The organism is Embleya sp. NPDC059213, assembly GCF_042754445.1.
Lineage (GTDB): Bacteria > Actinomycetota > Actinomycetes > Streptomycetales > Streptomycetaceae > Embleya.
Genome location: NZ_JBHZAV010000025.1, coordinates 1 through 17180 on the forward strand (window position 1 = coordinate 1; position 17180 = coordinate 17180).

Consider the following 17180-nt stretch of genomic DNA (forward strand, 5'->3'; position numbering starts at 1 on the left):
GACCAGGCCCATCTCCGCCGGTCCACGCCGACCGTTTAGCACTGAGCCACCCGCCGCCGACCAAGACGCAACCGCCCGCCGCGAACGCCCGGCCCACTCGGAAAGGCTCCCCGGCGGACCCGACGAAAGCACCCACCCGCTCCGCCGTTGCCAGCGCCTTTCCGGCGAGCAACGCCCGGGTCTCGCCGGGGAGTCCAGGGTTCCCGGCCGCCGGTGACGGTGGGACCGGGCTGATCTCCGCCGGTCCACGTCGACCGTTTAGCACTGAGCCACCCGCTGCCGACCAAGGCGCGACCGCACGCCGCGAACACCCGGCCCACTCGGGAAGGCTCCCCGGCGGACCCGACGAAAGCACCCACCCGCTCCGCCGTTGCCGGCGCCTTTCCGGGCGAGCAATGCCCGCGTCTCGCCGGGGAACTCAGGGCTCCCGGCCGCCGGTGACCTTGGGACCGGGCCCATCTCCGCCGGTCCACGTCGACCGTTTAGCACTGAGCCACCCGCACCCAACCCGACCAAGCCGCGACTGCCCGCCGCAAGCGCCCGACCCACTCGGAAAGGCTCCCCGGCGGACCCGACGAAAGCACCCTCCCGCTCCGCCGTTGCCAGCGCCTTTCCCGCCGAGCAACACCCGGGTCTCGCCGGGAAACCCAAGGCTCCCGGCCGCCGGTGACCGTGGGACCAGGCCCACCTCCGCCGGCCCACGCCGACCGTTTAGCACAAAGCCACCCGCTGCCGACCAAAACCCAACCGCCGGCCGCGAACACCCGACCCACCCGGAAACGCTCCCCGGCGAACCCAACGAAAGCACCCACCCACACCGCCGTTGCCGGCGCCCTTCCAGCCGAGCAACACCCGCGTCTCGCCGGGAAGCCCAGGACTTCCGCCATGCAAGGTCGGCAGTGACCATCAAGCTGCCCGCACCCCCACCGTCGCCCCGGCCCAGCCCAGCCCAGCCCGGCCCCACGCCGAGGTCGACTCGCCGCCCCCGGACACGTTCACGCGCTCCCGCCCGGGCCCGCCCGGCCCCGCCCGGCCGACCCGCGCCGGGCGGGGCTCTCGGGTCGATCCGTGTTCAGTCGCCCTCGTTCCATCCGGCGCATGAACGCACCCGGCCCGCCCCCGCGCTTGAGCCACGCCACGGCTCAGTCCAGAGCCGGCTCCGCCGAGAAGGCCCCGCACCCCTTGGCCCACGCCCCCGACAGATCCGCCCCCGGCGGAAACCGCCCGGCCAACTCCAACACGACCATGCCGTGTGCGAACCCCCACACGGCCCGCGCCGCATCCGCATCCCCGCCCACGGCCCGCACCAGCGGCCCCGCCGCCCGGTCCTCCAGCCCCGCCGGCAGCGCCGCCCGATCCAAGGGCTGCCCACTCATCAGCCGATACAGGTCCGGATGCGCCAACGCATAAGCCCGATAAGCCCCCGCCAACACCGCAACACCCCCCGCGCGCCCCTCGCCCTCCGCACGCCCCGCCTCAGCCGCCTCCAACGCCGCCGCCAACTCGGCCATCCCCTCCGCGATCAGCGCGTTCTCCACCGCCGACTTGTCCGGAAAGTGCTTGTACAACGACGGCGCCTTGATCCCGATCCGATCCGCGATCCTCCGCATCGACACCGCTTCCGGCCCCTCCCCCTCCAGCAAGTCCCGTGCCGCAGCGACGATTTCACGGGCCCGGGCACTGATCGGGGGAGGTGACGACACGTCAGACATGCTTGCGAAATCCTTCCGGAGTGCGCAGTCCGTACCCCGCGGCACGGTCCATCGCGATGTGGGTGAGCCAGCCGAGGCCGGCGGTGAACAGCGGCGGCCACACGACGGGCGAGACGGTGTATCCGACCAGGACGAGCAACGGGACCCAGGCCCGATGCAGCGCGTTGTAGAACGGCACCGCCCGCGGCTGAAGCCGCCCCGGCTGATGCGAACCATCCCGCAGCGCGTCCTTGGCCCCGACGAACATCGTCAGATCGGGCAGGACAAAAAACAACAACGCCGCCACCGACGTCGCGAAGCCGTACTTGACGCTCTCGAACACCGCGAAAGCCGCCAGGAACAACGTCAAAACGATCCACGCCGCACGTCGCATCCACCGGACCGCCGCCGAGCCGGCACCGCCGATTCCCGTCTGCGCGAAAGTGCTCATGCCGCCGCCCCCGTCCGCCTGTGGCTAACCATGTTAGCCGCCTGCGTCCATCATCCGGCTAACACCGTTAGCCGTCAACCCCCGCGGCCCCACCCCCGAGCCGATCGCAAGGTCGACCCAACACCGGGGGCTTGGGCACCGGCGGCTTGGGCGGCTTCGTCGTCGGCGGCCGAGGCGGTCGCGGATTGACCGGCTTGGTCGGCGGCTTCCCAGCACACCCACCCATCGAACACCGCACCGCAAATCGAGAGCCGACCATGGCGCAAGGTTGACGCCGCCCCACGACTCGCCCCGAAAGAACCCCCGGAATCCCCACCTTCGAGTGACCCGCGCCCCCACCCGCACCTCGCCACCCGAACCCCGCTCCCCCGACCCCCACCCCATCGCCCGCCCCCGTCACGCGCCCCCCAGCACCTCACGAAGCCGCCGCGCGAACGCCCGAGGATGGGACAGATTGCCGTTGTGCCCCCCGGGAAATTCCGCCGCATCGACCCCCACCAACGCCTCCAGCGCCACCGCGCACCGGCGAGTGAACACACGATGCAGCGTGGCGACCCCCCGCCCGGGAATGACGCGCGTCTCCGTGGCCCGCAGCGCCTCCAGCGGCAACACGTCACCGACCACCGCAGGGAACTCCCGCCCGATAAAGAAGTCGAAGTTGGCCATCCGTCGCCCGTTCATCGGCTGCGCCGTCAGCCCCGGCTCACGATCCTCGCTCCCCGGCTCGATGCCCAGGTGAGCCGCGATCGCGGGAAACGCGGCCGCCATTCCCTCCCGCGCGTGGATCCCCCGAATCGCCATCAACTCGGCACGATGCGCGTCGCCTTCGGCAGCGGTCAGCAGCCACGGCGCCACCGGCTCGTGCGCGATCAACGTCCGCAACGCCCCCGGGTGGGCCGCGGCCACATGCAGCCCGATCAACGCCCCCATGCTCATCCCGAGCATCGCCGCGGGCCGATCGCCGAGTTCGGCCAACAGTCGCGCCACATCGTCCGCGTGGTCCTCGATCGTCACCGGCGCGGCCGGGTCGGTCAACGTACTCCGGGAGAGCCCGCGCCGGTCGTACGTCACCACCGTGTAGTCCGCAACCAGCCGCCCGACCAGGTCGGCGCTGCGCCCCGCGTCGCCCTCCCCGCTCTCCCCGATCAGCAACAGCGGCCCGGAGCCCCGCACTTCGTAGTACAACTCGGCACCCGGCACGGACAACACAGCACCTGCGGCAAGACTCGCGGCCATGACGCTCCCCCAAGAAGTCGTTCCGTGTCGTCCCGGGCCGGTCCGACAACCACAACCGTAATTCATCAAATCCGATACATCAATAACGATGCATCAAAACTGATGCATCAGCAGAGATGCATCCATCTCGATGTACTATCCGCCCATGACGACCCCACCGCAGCCACCCCTGACCCCGGTCGACCTCTTCCTCCTGGGCCGCACCCTCATGAAGATCGGCGAGGAAGCCCTCCCGGCCCCCCAAGCGCCCACGGACGGCACCGACCGCCACCCCGGCGGCACACGTTCCGTGCTGATCGCCCTGAGCGACATCGTCGCCCACCCCGACAGCGCCGTCGGCGAGATCGCCCGCCGTACCGGCCTGCCCCAGAGTCAGGTCTCCACCGCCGTGGCCCGGCTCAAGGAGACCGGCTCGATCGAAACCACCCAGGACCCCACCGACCGCCGCCGGCTACTGGTCCGCCCGGCCGCCGACCCGTCCCCAAGGGTCACCGAGGTCCGCGCCGCCGGCATCGAGGACGTATTGGCACGCGTGCTGGCCACCACCGACGAGCAGGTGGTCACCCGGGTCACCGAAGCACTGGCCCTGCTCGCCCGACACCTACCACCCACAGCCGTGGCGCGACTCGGGTCCTGACGCCCAATCAGCGAGCGGTGATCTCCGGCTCGATCGTGAAAGCCCTTGAGCGGTCCCACGTGCATGGAAACGGGCGTTCCCCGAGCAACCCGCGTCTCGGACGTGTAGTCACCTTTGGCGGGCTCGGGATCCGCAAGCACGGTCACCGTCGCAAAGCCGTCGAAGCCGTCGAAGCCGTTCCCGACGACCGCATGCCGCCCCCGGTCGAGCCGATCCGACTCGACCGCCCATCACCGGAACGAGTGATCCACTACCGCAACTTCCGCGCCACTTCGGTCGCCCAATACGTCAGAATCGACGACGCCCCCGCGCGCCGGATCGAGGTGAGCGTCTCCAGCACCACCCGGTCCCGGTCGATCCAGCCGTTCGCCGCCGCCGCCTCGACCATCGCGTACTCGCCGCTGACCTGGTAGGCCGCCACCGGCACATGCACCTCGTCGGCAATCCGCCGAATGATGTCCAGGTACGACATCGCGGGCTTGACCATCACCAGATCCGCGCCCTCGGCCACGTCCAACAGGACCTCGCGCACCGACTCCTCGGCGTTGGCCGGGTCCTGCTGGTAGGTCGTCCGGTCGCCCTGGAGCGTGGATTCGACCGCCTCGCGGAACGGACCGAAGAAGCCCGACGCGTACTTCGCGCTGTACGCCAGGATCGACACGTCCAGATACCCGGCATCGTCCAACGCCCGCCGGATCGCCCCGACCTGACCGTCCATCATCCCGCTGGGCCCGACCATGTGTACGCCCGCGTCGGCCTGCACCACGGCCATCCGCGCATACGCGGCCAACGTCGCGTCGTTGTCGACCGAGCCGTCCGCGGCCAGCACGCCGCAGTGCCCGTGGTCGGTGAACTCGTCCAGACACAGGTCGGACATCACCACCGCGTCGGCGCCCACCTCGGCCACCACGTCGCGGATGGCGACCTGGAGCACGCCCTCGGGGTCGAAACCCGCCGAGCCGAGCGCGTCCTTGACCGTCGGGATGCCGAACAACATCAGCCCGCCGACCCCCGCCGCGACCGCGTCGTGCGCGGCCTTGCGCAGCGAGTCACGGGTGTGCTGCACGACGCCCGGCATCGAGGAGATCGGCACCGGTTCGCTCGCGCCCTCGCGCACGAACAGCGGCAGGATCAACTCGGCGGGATGCAGCCGGGTCTCCGCGACCAGGCGGCGCACCGCCGGGGACGTACGCAACCGCCGGGGGCGCTGCGTGGGAAACCCTGACGATGCGTCAGCCTGGTACGACATCAGAACTACTCGGCCTTCCTCATGGGCGGCCCGACACCCAATCGACCAAGCGTCGCGCCCGCCACTCCAGCAAACCTATTTGGCCTTCCGCCGCGACCCGGGCCGCCGTTCGCTCGGCCGAGTCACCGGGTCGCCTGCCTCGACCATAGCCGCGCGACGCGCCGTACCGAATTCCGCGAGTGCCTCGGCCAGCGCGGAGACCGACGGCTCGGGAGCCATCACGTCCACGCGTAGACCGTGCTCCTCGGCGGTCTTCGCGGTCGCCGAGCCGATACACGCGATCACCGTCACCGCGTGCGGCTTGCCCGCGATGCCGACCAGGTTGCGCACCGTCGAGGACGACGTGAACAGGACCGCGTCGAAGCCGCCGCCCTTGATCGCCTCGCGGGTGTCCGCCGGCGGCGGCGCCGCGCGCACCGTGCGGTACGCGGTGACGTCGTCGACCTCCCAGCCCAGCTCGACCAGCCCGGCCACCAGCGTCTCGGTGGCGATGTCGGCGCGCGGCAGGAACACCCGGTCGATCGGGTCGAAGACCGGGTCGTACGGCGGCCAGTCCTCCAGCAACCCGGCGGCGGACTGCTCGCCCGAGGGCACCAGGTCCGGCTTGACGCCGAACTCGACCAGCGCCCGCGCGGTCGCCTCACCCACCGCCGCGACCTTGATGCCCGCGAAGGCACGCGCGTCCAGGCCGTAGTCCTCGAACCGCTCGCGCACCGCGCGCACGGCGTTGACCGACGTGAACGCGATCCACTCGTAGCGGCCGGTGACCAGGCCCTTGATCGCCCGCTCCATCTGCTGCGGCGTGCGCGGGGGCTCGACCGCGATGGTCGGCACCTCGTGCGGCACCGCGCCGTACGAGCGCAGTTGCTCGGAGAGCGTGACCGCCTGCTCCTTGGTGCGCGGAACCAGCACCTTCCAGCCGAACAGGGGCTTGGTCTCGAACCACGACAGGGTGTCGCGCTGGGCGACCACCTCGCCGACGACCACGACGGCCGGCAGCGTGATCTTCGCGGACCGCACGTCGGAGGCCACCTGGGCGAGCGTGCTCACCAGGGTGCGCTGCTCGGTGGTGGTGCCATTGACGGTGACCGCCACCGGCGTGGCCGGCTTGCGACCGCCGGCGACCAGTTCCTGGGCGATCTCGGCGATCGAGTCGAGTCCACCGCGCAGCACGAGCGTGCCGTCGACGGAGCCGACCGTGGCCCAGTCGATCGATGCCTCGGCCATGTCGAGGACACGCACGCCACCGCTGCCCTTGGCCGCGTGCAGCGGGATGCCCGCGTAGGTGGGCACGGCCGTGCTGACCGGGACGCCCGGCACGACCTCGAAGACGATCTTCGCCTTCGCCACCGCCGTGACCTCGTCGGTGACCGACTGGTCCACGCACGGGTCACCCGCCACGGCCCGGACGACCTGCCTGCCCGACCGCGCGGCGGCCACGACGACCTTGGCCCGGGCAACGGCGGACAGGAGTTCCCCGTCGTCACCGGTCACCGGGTCGAGGACCTCGACGCCGCTCTTGCAGTGGAACAGGACCTGGCGCAGCGTCGCCTCGTCGGCGACCACCACATCGGCCTCGGCCAGCACCTCGATGGCCCGCAGTGTGAGCAGTCGTGGGTCGCCGGGACCGGCACCCACAAAGGTCACGATGCCGCTGGGCTTCTTCTTCGCTCTGGGGCTCAAGGGACGCGCTCCCCCATCAAACCGGAGGCCCCTCGGGCGAGGAGTTCGGCCGCGAGTTCGCGCCCGATCTTCTCCGCCTCGTCGAGGGTTCCGGTGGCGGACAACCGTACGCTTTCGGTGCCGTCGACATTCGCGACTACGGCCCGCAGGTACAGCTCGGTGACCTGCTCGCCCTCGGCGACCTCACAGAGGGCGCCGACCGGAGCCGAACATCCGGCTTCCAACACGGCGAGCAGCGTGCGCTCGGCCAGTACGGCGGCTCGGGTGTCCGAGTCGTCCAAACCGGCGAGCAGTTCGACGAGGGCGACATCGTGTGCCGCACACTCGACGGCCAATGCCCCTTGACCGGGGGCAGGCAGCATGTGGAGCGGATCGAAGGTCTCGGTGACCTCCTCCGCACGGCCCAGGCGGCCGAGGCCGGCCTTGGCCAGGACGACGGCGTCGAGTTCGCCGGACGTCACGAAGCCGATCCGGGTGTCGACGTTGCCGCGGATCGGCACGATCTCGTGGCCGAGCCCGAGCAGCAACAACTGCGCGGCGCGGCGCGGCGAGCCGGTTCCGATCCGGGAGCCGGCCGGCAACTCGGCGAGCGCGAGCCCGTCCCGGGCCACCAGCGCGTCGCGCGGATCGTGCCGCGGCGGGATCGCCACCAGGGCGACCCCTTCGGCGTCGCCGGTCGGCAGGTCCTTGAGCGAGTGCACGACGAAGTCGACCTCGCCGGCCAGCAGCGCGTCACGCAGGGCGTTGACGAAGACGCCGGTGCCGCCGATCTGGGTGAGCTGCTCGCGCGAGGTGTCGCCGTGGGTGGTGATCTCCACCAACTCCACGGCTCGGCCGGTCAGCCGCGTGACGGCGTCGGCGACGTGCCCCGACTGGGCCATCGCCAGCTTGCTGCGCCGGGTGCCCAGCCGCAACGGTGCTTCGGTCACGCCACACCTTCCACTGCGTCGGGGGCGTCCGCCCGGCGGACCACCTCGGGGGTGCCGGGGTCGAGGTCGAACAACATCCGCAGCGCTTCGGCGTACGACGAGCCGGCGGGCTCGCCGGCCAACTGCTTGACCCGCACCGTCGGCGCGTGCAGCAGCTTGTCCACCACGCGCCGCACGGTCTGCTCGACCTCGGCGCGCACCCGGTCGTCCATCTCCGGAACCCGACCGACCAGCCGGTCCAGCTCGGCCCTGACCACGTCCGAGCCCATGCTGCGCAGTGCGACCACGGTCGGCGCGACCTGCTGTGCCTGCTGGGCGGTCGCGAACGCCGCGACCTCCTCGCAGACGATCTTGCGCACCAGGTCCACGTCGGCCTCGCCGGCCGTGCCGGCGGAGACCTCGGCGAGCCGTTCCAGGTCGATCAGTACGACGCCGTCCAGCTCGCGCACGCTCGGGTCGATGTCGCGCGGCAGCGCCAGGTCGATCAACACGAGCGGCTGCTCGACGCCGCGCTCGCGGCGCACCGCGAGCACCGCCTCGATCTCGTCCCGGCCGATCACCAGACCGGCCGCGCCGGTGCAGGAGACCACCAGGTCGACCGAGGACAGCGCGTCCGGCAGTGCGGACATCGGCACGGCCCGGCCGGCCACCGACTCGGCCAGGTGTTCGGCCCGCTCGTAGGTGCGGTTCGCCACCACGATGTGCCCGACGCCCTCGCGGTGCAGCGTCTTGGCGGCCAGCGCGCTCATCGATCCCGCGCCCACCACGAGTGCCCGGCAACCCTCGACCGGGCCCATCGAGCGCTCGGCCTGGGTCAGCCCCACCGTCATCAGCGAGCGACCGGCCTGGTCGATGCCGGTCTCGGTGTGCGCCCGCTTGCCCACCCGCAGCGCCTGCTGGGTGAGTTCGTTGAGCACCCGACCGGCGGTGCCGTGGGTCTGCGCGAGCGCCAGCGCGGCCTTTATCTGGCCGAGGATCTGTCCCTCGCCGACGACCATCGAGTCGAGTCCGCAGGCGACCGAGAACAGGTGCTGGACGGCGCGGTCCTCGTAGTGCACGTACAGGCACGGGGTCAGCTCGGACACCGGCACGCCGGTGTGCCGCGACAACAGGTTGCCCAGCTCGGTGACACCGCCGTGGAAGCGATCCACGTCCGCGTAGACCTCGACCCGGTTGCAGGTCGACAGCAGCACGGCCTCACCCACCGGTTCGGCCGCGATCAGGTCGTGCAGCAGCGCCTCCTGGGCCGTCCCGGAGACCGAGACGCGCTCCAGGAGACCGACCTCGGCCGTGCGGTGACTCAGACCGACCGCCAGGACACTCATGGTGTCTTCCTACCGTTGTTCGCCGTGTTCGCGGGCGCGACACCCACGCGACAGCCGGTCACGCGGGCATCACCTCGGGGAGATCGCCGCGTTCCCCCGGCTTCGAGGGTCGCGCCGGAACCGGTCCCGCGACGGGATCGAGACCGGACTTGCGCTGTTCGTGGAAGGCCAGGATCTGCAGTTCGATGGACAGATCCACCTTGCGCACGTCCACCCCCTCGGGAACCGAGAGCACGGTCGGCGCGAAGTTCAGGATGCTCGTGATCCCGGCGGCGACCAGTCGGTCGCACACCTCCTGCGCGGCCGGCGCGGGCGTGGTGATCACGCCGATCGACACGTGGTCCTCGCGCACGATCTGCTCGAGGTCGTCCATGTGCCGCACCGCCATGCCCGCGATCCGCTGACCGGTGACCGCCCGATCGGCGTCCAGGAGCGCCGCCACGCGGAACCCGCGCGAGGCGAATCCACCGTAGTTGGCCAGGGCGTGACCCAGATTTCCTATGCCGATGATGGCGACCGGCCAGTCTTGGGTGAGCCCGAGTTCACGCGAGATTTGGTACACGAGATACTCGACGTCGTAACCGACCCCACGGGTGCCGTAGGAGCCGAGATACGACAGGTCCTTGCGCAGCTTCGCTGAATTCACCCCGGCGGCAGCGGCGAGTTCCTCGGACGAGACCGTGGGAACACCCCGCTCCGACAGCGCACTGAGCGCCCGGAGGTACAGCGGAAGCCGCGCCACCGTCGCCTCGGGGATGCCACGTCCCCGTTGCGCCGGTCGCTCGGTACGCCCTGTAGCCACGCTGCTCCTGTGGGTGGGACCTGGGATTTCGATTGCCAGGTTAGGCTTTTGTGAACGTACGCACAAAGTAGGTGTCCGATTTGAGCGCCTGTCGTGATGCTCATCACGCCTTGGTTCCGAATCGGAGCGTGAACTCGGTCACACGAGGTGACGTCCGCGTGGTCCATGCGTAGTCGTGGTGGCCGATCGTGCACGACCCCTTACCGTACGTGTCGGCAAAATTTCCCTCCGGCGGCCCCCTGCGTCGACCCCGCCGCCGGCGTCGGGCCGAACGATGGGGGCGCGCGGACGGTCAGCCCCCCAGGGCCCGGCGCAACCGCCGCTCGTCCACTCGCCAGAAATCGTGCTGCCGGTCGTCCACCAACGTCACCGGGATCTGCTCCCAGTACTTGTGCTGAAGCTCCGGGTCCCCGGTGATGTCGACCTCCGTCCAGGTCACGCCCAGTTCCCCGGCCACCCGTTCGATGACGACACGGGCGTCGTCACACAGGTGACAACCGGGCTTGCTGAGCAGCGTCACGGTGTGGGTCGCGGCGTCGGCGCGGCGGCGGAAGAGATTCACGTCCTCGATTGTCACCCGTCGGGGGCGCCGGCCAGAAGGCCGCCCACGCTCCGGGGCGCCGACGGCGCGGGCGAGTCGGCGCGGTCCCGGTTTCACCGACGCGGCGCGGCGCGGCACGACAACCGCCACACAGTCGCAATACACGCCTACTACGCTCGACCACATGGTTCTCTTGCGCCGGCGATCGACGACCAAGAACACCAACGACAGCGCCGTGCGGGCGGGCGAGGCCGCTGCCGCCGCCGCGCACGCGAGCGCCCCGCCACGCGCCCCCGGCGAGGACGGCCTGCCCACCCCGATCGGCGCCGCGTTCTTCGACCTGGACAACACCGTGATGCGCGGCGCGTCGATCTTCCACCTGGCCCGGGGGCTGTACGCCCGCCGGTTCCTCGGCGCCCGCGACATCGCCCGGTTCGGCTGGCAGCAGGCCCGGTTCCGGCTCGGCGGCGAGCACATGGGCCACGTGGGTGACGCCCAGGAGGCCGCGCTGTCGTTCGCGAAGGGCCATACGGTCGAGGAGATCCGGGTGATCGGCGAGGAGATCTTCGACGAGTGCATGGCGGACAAGATCTGGCCGGGCACCCGGGGGCTGGCCCAGATGCACCTGGACGCGGGCCGACAGGTCTGGCTGGTCACCGCCGCACCGATCGAGATCGCCACCACGATCGCCGGCCGACTGGGCCTGACCGGCGCGCTGGGCACCGTCTCGGAGACCAGTGACGGCGTGTACACCGGTCGGCTGGTCGGCGAACTGCTGCACGGCGAGGCCAAGGCGGAGGCCGTGCGCGCGCTCGCGGACCGCGAGGGCCTGGACCTGACCGACTGTTCGGCCTACAGCGACTCGGCCAACGACATCCCGATGTTGACCCTGGTGGGCGATCCGTGCGCGGTCAATCCGGATCTGCGGTTGCGCCGCCACGCCCGGGCGTACGGGTGGCGCGTGAAGGACTACCGCACCGGTCGCAAGGCGGCCCGCATCGGGCTGCCGGCCGCCGCCGGCGTGGGTGCGGTCGCCGGCGCGCTGGTCGCCGGCACCGCCGTACGACGTCGGGTGCCCGGCCGCGTCTGAGCTGCCCACCGAAACCCCCGCGCACCCCCTGCGACCTGCGACGAGGGGGTTGTTTCGGGCTGCCCGGGGACGCCCGAACGGCGGCGAGTTGTCCGCATATAGCACACCTGACCCGGGACAACCCGGCAAACACGCAAAGAGCACACAACAGCGGTCGATCCCGGTAGCTTCACAACGCCGATGGGCACACTTGGTATCCCTTCCTTTACTAAGCGTTATTCTCGATCGGCGCACAGCGGTATCCAACTTCCCTACTATGGGTGATCGATTCCGCACCGAACGTAATTACCGCTGAAGCAACAGGGAGTCCCGTGCACCGAATCGTCCGGGTTGACGTGTCCGGGCTGGCGACACTGCGTGCGGCGGTGTGCGCGAGCTTTGCCCCTCCGTCCGTAGGCTTCGCCGCCACCGCCGGTTACGGAGCCGGGGTCTGTTGCGCGACCTCGGGTCGGCCCGTGGGCTTCGCCCTCGCGGCGCGCGCCGGCACCACCGAACCGACCCGTCCGACCCGAGGCTCCGGATACACCCGGGGACCGGGTCCGGACGGCGAGGCCCGCCGCATCATGGCCCTCGTCGAACTCGCCCAGGACGGCGACGGCGATGCCTTCGCCCAGCTTTACGACAACTACTTCGACACCGTCTACCGGTACATCTACTACCGGGTCGGCGGCCGTGCCGTCGCCGAGGATCTGACCAGCGAGACCTTCCTGCGCGCGCTGCGCCGGATCGGCACCTTCACCTGGCAGGGCCGCGACTTCGGCGCGTGGTTGGTGACCATCGCGCGCAACCTGGTCGCCGACCACTTCAAGTCCAGCCGATTCCGCCTCGAAGTCACCACTGGGGAGATGCTCGACGCCAACGAGGTCGAGTCCAGCCCCGAGGACTGCGTCCTGGAATCGTTGTCCAACGCGGCCCTCCTGGACGCCGTGCACAAGCTCAACCCCCAACAGCAGGAGTGCGTGACCCTGCGCTTCCTGCAGGGACTCTCGGTCGCGGAGACCGCACAGATCATGGGTAAGAACGAGGGGGCGATCAAGACGTTGCAATACCGCGCCGTACGGACGCTCGCCAGGCTGCTGCCCGAGGACGTGCGGTGAATCACACTTCCGTAACCTTCGGGGCCGTCGGCTCGTTCTCCCGGATAGCGACCCCCTTCGGGGATCGTTGCGGCGGGGAGCCGCCCTGTGGCCCCCGACCCGGAGACTTCCCTGGACGGACATCCGGGGGGAGGAGGTGCGGCCAGTGAGCATTGCGGCCCTGGATCGGCGACCCGCGAACGCCTTCGCGCGGGCCCTCGACGAGAACGACCGCAACAACCGATCGGCAGATCCTCTGCCCGCGTTGGTTCCGCTGTTGCGGACCGCCGAGCTGCTGCGTGATCGGTCGGAGTCGGCGCCGGTGCCGAGCACGGACTTTCGAGCCGCGCTACGGCAACGTCTGCTGGACGAGGCCGCGGCACTGCCCGCGACCGAGGGCATGGCCACCGTGCCCGCTCCCCGCGGCGCCCATCGCCGCAAGGAGCCGACCGCCCCGCCGCGCACCGTGCGCTGGCGTCGGCGCGCGGCCATCGCGGGCGCGTTCGTGGTGGTCACCGGCGGCGGCCTCGGCGGGGTGGCCTATGCCAGCTCCGACGCGTTGCCCGGCGACATGACGTACGGCGTCAAGCGCACGGTCGAAGACTTCAAGATCTCGCTCGCCGACAACGATCACGAGCGCGGCGAGCGCTATCTCCAGCAGGCCGAGACCCGCATGGGCGAGGCCGAACAGTTGCTCCGGCGAGCCGGCCACACGCCCGCCGACAAGGCGACGGTGCGACACCTGCGGCAGGTGCTCGACGACTGGCGCGACGAGGCCGACAAGGGTCGTGCGCTGCTCACCGACCACTTCCGCAAGAGCGGCAGCGACGGCTCGATGCGCAATCTGGCCGACTTCGCCCGCGCCGGCCACGAGCGCATGGATCGGATCGGCGACCGGCTCCCGCCGGAGTTGTCCTCCGAGCGCGACCGGGTCCGCACCCTGCTCACCGCGATCAACGAGCAGGTCGCCCCGATCGCGGGCACCGCCGGCAAGACCTCGGCCGAGCCCGCCGACGGTGGGCGCACCGACGGATCGCCGGCCGCTCCCGGCGCGAACCCGGGCGGCGCACCCGGCACCGGATCCCAACCGCTCGCCCAGCAGCCCCCGGGCGGCACCGCGGCGAACGACGCACCGCATCCGAACAGCTCGGCGGCGCCGGGCGGTTCCGCCCCCCGGCCACAACCGCAGCAGGACGGCGGCCTGCTGCCGGGGCTGAACATCCCGCTCCTGGGCGGCGCACCGGCGGAGAGTCCCGCCGCCCAATCCGGCGGCGCGGGCACCACCCCGACCCCGGCGAAGACGCCCAAGGGTCAGATCCTCCCGCCGCTGTTGCCCGGCCTGCCCGGCATCGGGCTCAACCTGCTCGGTCCCGCCGAGGAGGATCCGCCCGGCTGAGTCGGCACCCCGGCTCGCCCCGGCGACAACGCGAGTGGCTCGTGGACGACGTCCACAAGCCACTCGCGTTGTACCGCGGAACGCTCCCGACCGTGCGGGACGCGCCTAGAAAAAGACCGACCGACGCTGCATCAGCAGCCGGTAGATGGTGTGCTGGATCGTCTCGCGCACCTCGTCGGTGAGGTTGAACACCACCATCGGGTCGTCCGCCGCCTCCTGCGCGTACGCGTCGGTGCGAATCGGCTCGCCGAACTCGATCCGCCAGCGGGTCGGCAGCGGCACCAGACCGAGCGGGCCCAGCAGCGGGAACGTCGGGGTGACCGGGAAGTAGGGCAGGTTCAGCAGGCGGGCGAGCGTGCGCACGTTGCCCACCATCGGGAAGATCTCCTCGGCGCCCACGATCGAGCACGGCACGATCGGCACCCCGGTGCGCAGCGCCGCCGAGACGAAACCGCCGCGGCCGAAGCGTTGCAGCTTGTACCGCTCGCTGAACGGCTTGCCCAGACCCTTGTAGCCCTCGGGCCACACGCCGACCAATTCACCCTTCGCGAGCAGGCGTTCGGCGTCCGCGTGGCAGGCGAGGGTGTGCCCGCTCTTGCGCGCCACCGACCCCACCAGCGGTAGCTGGAAGACCAGGTCGGCGGCGAGCAGTCGCAGATTGCGCTGGTCGGGGTGGTGGTCGTGCACCGCCACCTGGGTCATCAACGCGTCCACGGGCAGCGTGCCGGAGTGGTTCGCGACGATCAGCGCGCCGCCCTTGGCCGGGATGTTCTCCAGGCCGCTGACCTCGACCCGGAAGTACTGCTCGTACACCACCCGCAGCGCGGCCATCAGCTTGTCGTTGAGCTCGGGGTCGAAACCGAACTCGTCCACCTCGTAGTCGCCGGTGATCCGCCGGCGGAGGAAGGCGAGCCCGTCCGCGGCCTTGTCCTCCCAGCCCGGCCCGGCCACCCCGTCCAACAACCCGGCGGCGGCACCGCCCACGACCCCGCCGACCGCGCCGGCGAGCGACCCGAGCAACGAACGCCCGGTCCCCGGTTCCCGTCCGCCCGCCGGTGCCCGCCTGGGCCCCGCACCGGCGTCCGCCCTCTCCTCGCCCGTGCTCTCCTCGCCCCGGCCGGCCGGCCGCTCCCGCGTCGGGCGCGCCTCGATCGACCGCACCGGCACCTCACCCTCGACCGGCTCGGGCACCCGGACCGCCCGAGCGGGTCGGGTGGGCCGTCGCCCCGACCGGGGCGCGGGGGTACGCGCGCCGGAGGTGGCACCGTCGAAGGGAATGATCCGGGCGTCACCCATCGGGGCTCCTCCTGGTGAGCAGCAACGTGGCGAGTCGATCGGGCACCTGTGCCAGGCGCCTGGGGTCGAGCAGGCCGGCCGAATGTCGACCCCCGGCATAGTCGGCGAACGTCTCGGCCGTGGTCCTGGCCGCGACGAAGCCCAATTTCTCCCGGGCACGCGTGGGGTCGACCACACGCCCGTGGGTGAGCAGCCGCACCTGCTCGGCGGACAGGTGCACCGAACCCGCGCGGCGCAAACCCTGATTGACCAGCCCGACCGCGGCGGCCGGGAAGGGCAACACCGGTCGACCCAGCCGACGCGCGGCCTGGGACAGGAACAGCACCCCCTCGGCGGCGATGTTGTAGGTGCCGGGCCGATCGGCCGATACGGCGATCCGCAGCGCCTCCAACAGGTCGTCCTCGTGCACGAACTGCAGGCGCGGGTCGTAGCCGAGCACCGTCGGCAACACCGGGAGCCCGAAGTAGGAGCCCATCGGCGAATCGGTCCGCGGCCCGAGCTGCGGCGCGAACCGCAGCACCGTGACCGCGACATCCGGCCGGCGCCGGGCGAAGCCGCGCACGTAGCCCTCGATCTCGACGGCGTCCTTGGCCCAGCCCCCGGTGGGCTGCACGCGCGGTTCGGTGTCCTCGGCGAACAGCGCGGGGTCGCGCGGCGAACCGCCGTAGACGGCGGTGGTCGAGCGCACCACCAGGCGGCGGATCGACGGGGCCTTCTGGCAGGCCGCGAGGAGCTGCATGGTGCCGATGACGTTGGTCTCCTTGATCGAGACCGCGCCGCCGTGGGTCGGCGGCACCTCGCTGGGGCTCAGGTGCACCACGGTGTCCACCGCGGCCGACGCGACCACCTTGGCGATCATCGGGTTGCGGATGTCGGCGAGCACGAAGTCCACCCCGTCGGGGGCGGACGCGGGTTCGACCAGGTCGACCCCGATCACGCGATCGACGCCGGGTTCGTCGCGGATCATCCGCACGAAATCGGCGCCCGGGTCGCCGGCCACGCCGGTGACCATGACGACACGTCCCATGTCGTGCCTCCCCCCGCCCATGTTTGCTCGCCAGGTGATCGCCGGGTGATCGGCATGCAGCCGAATGGTTACGGAACGCATACGCGAGACGACAAGTTCCAACGTATCCGTACCGACTACCCGCCGGGCGCGGGTTTACGAGGCGTTCACACGCGTTCCGCCCATCCGCGTGCCCGGGACATCCGCGCGCAACACCCCGAAACGCACGACGACCGCCCGACGCGTCCCCCGAAGGGAACACGTCGGGCGGTCGCCCAAGGCTTCAGCGGCATACGCCGGTGGGATGCCTACTTCTTGTTGCGACGCTGCACACGCGTCTTCTTGAGAAGCTTGCGGTGCTTCTTCTTCGCCATGCGCTTGCGACGCTTCTTGATGACAGAGCCCACCGACAACCCTCGCTCACGTGACGTTCCTACCGCGCGGAGCCGGATCAGCCCGCACAACTGGGGGCCAGCCTACTCGCCGCCCCGGCCCACCTCTAAACGAGGCGGTCCGTAATGCCCCCCTACGCTGTTTCCACGTAGGAGTCTCGCAGGTAGTCGTGGACGGCCTGTTCCGGAACTCGGAAGGACCGACCAACCCTGATGGCCGGCATCTCGCCACTGTGGACCAGGCGATACACCGTCATCTTGGACACCCGCATCACCGCGGCCACCTCGGCCACAGTCAAGAAGTTGACCTCGTTGAGAGGCCTCTCTCCAGAAGCCATGACGCACCGAACCATTCAGCACGCGTCGGGCGCCGGCTTCCC

Annotated in this window: 17 protein-coding genes; 4 read left to right on the plus strand and 13 right to left on the minus strand. The window is 70.9% G+C overall.

All coding sequences use genetic code 11. The features are described 5' to 3' along the window. Positions 1-1142: 1142 nt before the first annotated feature. The 3 genes from ACFXMF_RS12590 to ACFXMF_RS12600 form a co-directional block, all read right to left on the minus strand. Entirely contained in the window at positions 1143-1712 is a 570-nt protein-coding gene (locus ACFXMF_RS12590; protein ID WP_360313172.1) for a TetR/AcrR family transcriptional regulator, read from the minus strand. Continuing rightward, positions 1705-2142: a DUF4260 family protein gene (locus ACFXMF_RS12595; protein WP_360313170.1), complete on the minus strand. Its 438-nt coding sequence runs from the start codon at positions 2140-2142 to the stop codon at positions 1705-1707. Before ACFXMF_RS12595 ends, ACFXMF_RS12590 begins: the two co-directional genes overlap by 8 nt. A 396-nt stretch (positions 2143-2538) precedes the next feature. Further along, positions 2539-3378 (minus strand): alpha/beta hydrolase, encoded by an 840-nt coding sequence (locus tag ACFXMF_RS12600; RefSeq protein ID WP_360313168.1) that lies wholly within the window; start codon positions 3376-3378, stop codon positions 2539-2541. A 145-nt stretch (positions 3379-3523) separates the two neighbouring features. Here ACFXMF_RS12600 and ACFXMF_RS12605 point away from each other — a divergent pair, with 145 nt between their 5' ends. After that, positions 3524-4015 (plus strand): helix-turn-helix domain-containing protein, encoded by a 492-nt coding sequence (locus ACFXMF_RS12605; protein ID WP_360313166.1) that lies wholly within the window; start codon positions 3524-3526, stop codon positions 4013-4015. 250 nt (positions 4016-4265) lie between these two features. Here the strand turns inward: ACFXMF_RS12605 and hemB are convergent, their stop codons facing one another. From hemB to ACFXMF_RS12635, 6 genes are all read right to left on the minus strand, one after another. Beyond that, positions 4266-5264, minus strand: coding sequence for a porphobilinogen synthase (gene hemB / locus ACFXMF_RS12610; RefSeq protein WP_360313164.1), 999 nt, complete (start codon positions 5262-5264; stop codon positions 4266-4268). Between the two features lie 75 nt (positions 5265-5339). Beyond that, positions 5340-6947: a bifunctional uroporphyrinogen-III C-methyltransferase/uroporphyrinogen-III synthase gene (locus ACFXMF_RS12615; protein ID WP_360313162.1), complete on the minus strand. Its 1608-nt coding sequence runs from the start codon at positions 6945-6947 to the stop codon at positions 5340-5342. Further along, complete coding sequence (hemC, locus tag ACFXMF_RS12620; RefSeq protein ID WP_360313160.1) at positions 6944-7876, minus strand: hydroxymethylbilane synthase; 933 nt, start codon at positions 7874-7876, stop codon at positions 6944-6946. The genes ACFXMF_RS12615 and hemC overlap by 4 nt, the downstream gene beginning before the upstream one ends. Continuing rightward, entirely contained in the window at positions 7873-9201 is a 1329-nt protein-coding gene (locus ACFXMF_RS12625) for a glutamyl-tRNA reductase (RefSeq protein ID WP_360313158.1), read from the minus strand. The genes hemC and ACFXMF_RS12625 overlap by 4 nt, the downstream gene beginning before the upstream one ends. Positions 9202-9259: 58 nt before the next feature. Continuing rightward, on the minus strand, positions 9260-10003 hold the full coding sequence (locus ACFXMF_RS12630) for a redox-sensing transcriptional repressor Rex (RefSeq protein WP_355534206.1): 744 nt from the start codon (positions 10001-10003) through the stop codon (positions 9260-9262). A 292-nt stretch (positions 10004-10295) separates the two neighbouring features. Then, complete coding sequence (locus tag ACFXMF_RS12635) at positions 10296-10565, minus strand: glutaredoxin family protein (protein WP_360313156.1); 270 nt, start codon at positions 10563-10565, stop codon at positions 10296-10298. A gap of 163 nt (positions 10566-10728) precedes the next feature. Between ACFXMF_RS12635 and ACFXMF_RS12640 the strand changes: the two genes are divergently transcribed. From ACFXMF_RS12640 to ACFXMF_RS12650, 3 genes are all read left to right on the plus strand, one after another. Then, positions 10729-11634, plus strand: coding sequence for an HAD-IB family hydrolase (locus ACFXMF_RS12640; RefSeq protein ID WP_360313154.1), 906 nt, complete (start codon positions 10729-10731; stop codon positions 11632-11634). A 455-nt stretch (positions 11635-12089) separates the two neighbouring features. Next, positions 12090-12731 carry an ECF subfamily RNA polymerase sigma factor, BldN family gene (locus ACFXMF_RS12645; protein ID WP_379988192.1) on the plus strand — a complete coding sequence of 214 codons (642 nt, stop codon included), beginning with the start codon at positions 12090-12092 and terminating at the stop codon, positions 12729-12731. A gap of 145 nt (positions 12732-12876) precedes the next feature. Further along, positions 12877-14106 carry a DUF5667 domain-containing protein gene (locus tag ACFXMF_RS12650; protein ID WP_360313150.1) on the plus strand — a complete coding sequence of 410 codons (1230 nt, stop codon included), beginning with the start codon at positions 12877-12879 and terminating at the stop codon, positions 14104-14106. Between the two features lie 105 nt (positions 14107-14211). On the opposite strand, the gene ACFXMF_RS12655 is transcribed toward ACFXMF_RS12650, so the two are convergent. The 4 genes from ACFXMF_RS12655 to ACFXMF_RS12670 form a co-directional block, all read right to left on the minus strand. After that, positions 14212-15402: a lysophospholipid acyltransferase family protein gene (locus ACFXMF_RS12655; RefSeq protein ID WP_379988193.1), complete on the minus strand. Its 1191-nt coding sequence runs from the start codon at positions 15400-15402 to the stop codon at positions 14212-14214. Beyond that, the gene (locus ACFXMF_RS12660; RefSeq protein WP_360313146.1) at positions 15395-16429 is read right to left on the minus strand and encodes an NAD-dependent epimerase/dehydratase family protein; all 1035 of its coding nucleotides are present in this window, start codon (positions 16427-16429) and stop codon (positions 15395-15397) included. Before ACFXMF_RS12660 ends, ACFXMF_RS12655 begins: the two co-directional genes overlap by 8 nt. Before the next feature lie 287 nt (positions 16430-16716). Next, positions 16717-16815: a 30S ribosomal protein bS22 gene (locus tag ACFXMF_RS12665; protein ID WP_012854759.1), complete on the minus strand. Its 99-nt coding sequence runs from the start codon at positions 16813-16815 to the stop codon at positions 16717-16719. 119 nt (positions 16816-16934) lie between these two features. After that, a complete protein-coding gene (locus ACFXMF_RS12670) occupies positions 16935-17138 on the minus strand; it encodes a helix-turn-helix domain-containing protein (RefSeq protein ID WP_020549639.1) in 204 nt (67 codons plus the stop codon). Positions 17139-17180: the final 42 nt, after the last annotated feature.

Coding starts and splice junctions, on each gene's coding strand:
- ACFXMF_RS12590 (WP_360313172.1), bottom strand. CDS start 1,712: ATGTCTGACGTGTCGTCACCTCCCCCGATCAGTGCCCGGGCCCGTGAA.
- ACFXMF_RS12595 (WP_360313170.1), bottom strand. CDS start 2,142: ATGAGCACTTTCGCGCAGACGGGAATCGGCGGTGCCGGCTCGGCGGCG.
- ACFXMF_RS12600 (WP_360313168.1), bottom strand. CDS start 3,378: ATGGCCGCGAGTCTTGCCGCAGGTGCTGTGTTGTCCGTGCCGGGTGCC.
- ACFXMF_RS12605 (WP_360313166.1), top strand. CDS start 3,524: ATGACGACCCCACCGCAGCCACCCCTGACCCCGGTCGACCTCTTCCTC.
- hemB (WP_360313164.1), bottom strand. CDS start 5,264: ATGTCGTACCAGGCTGACGCATCGTCAGGGTTTCCCACGCAGCGCCCC.
- ACFXMF_RS12625 (WP_360313158.1), bottom strand. CDS start 9,201: ATGAGTGTCCTGGCGGTCGGTCTGAGTCACCGCACGGCCGAGGTCGGT.
- ACFXMF_RS12640 (WP_360313154.1), top strand. CDS start 10,729: ATGGTTCTCTTGCGCCGGCGATCGACGACCAAGAACACCAACGACAGC.
- ACFXMF_RS12655 (WP_379988193.1), bottom strand. CDS start 15,402: ATGGGTGACGCCCGGATCATTCCCTTCGACGGTGCCACCTCCGGCGCG.
- ACFXMF_RS12660 (WP_360313146.1), bottom strand. CDS start 16,429: ATGGGACGTGTCGTCATGGTCACCGGCGTGGCCGGCGACCCGGGCGCC.
- ACFXMF_RS12670 (WP_020549639.1), bottom strand. CDS start 17,138: ATGGCTTCTGGAGAGAGGCCTCTCAACGAGGTCAACTTCTTGACTGTG.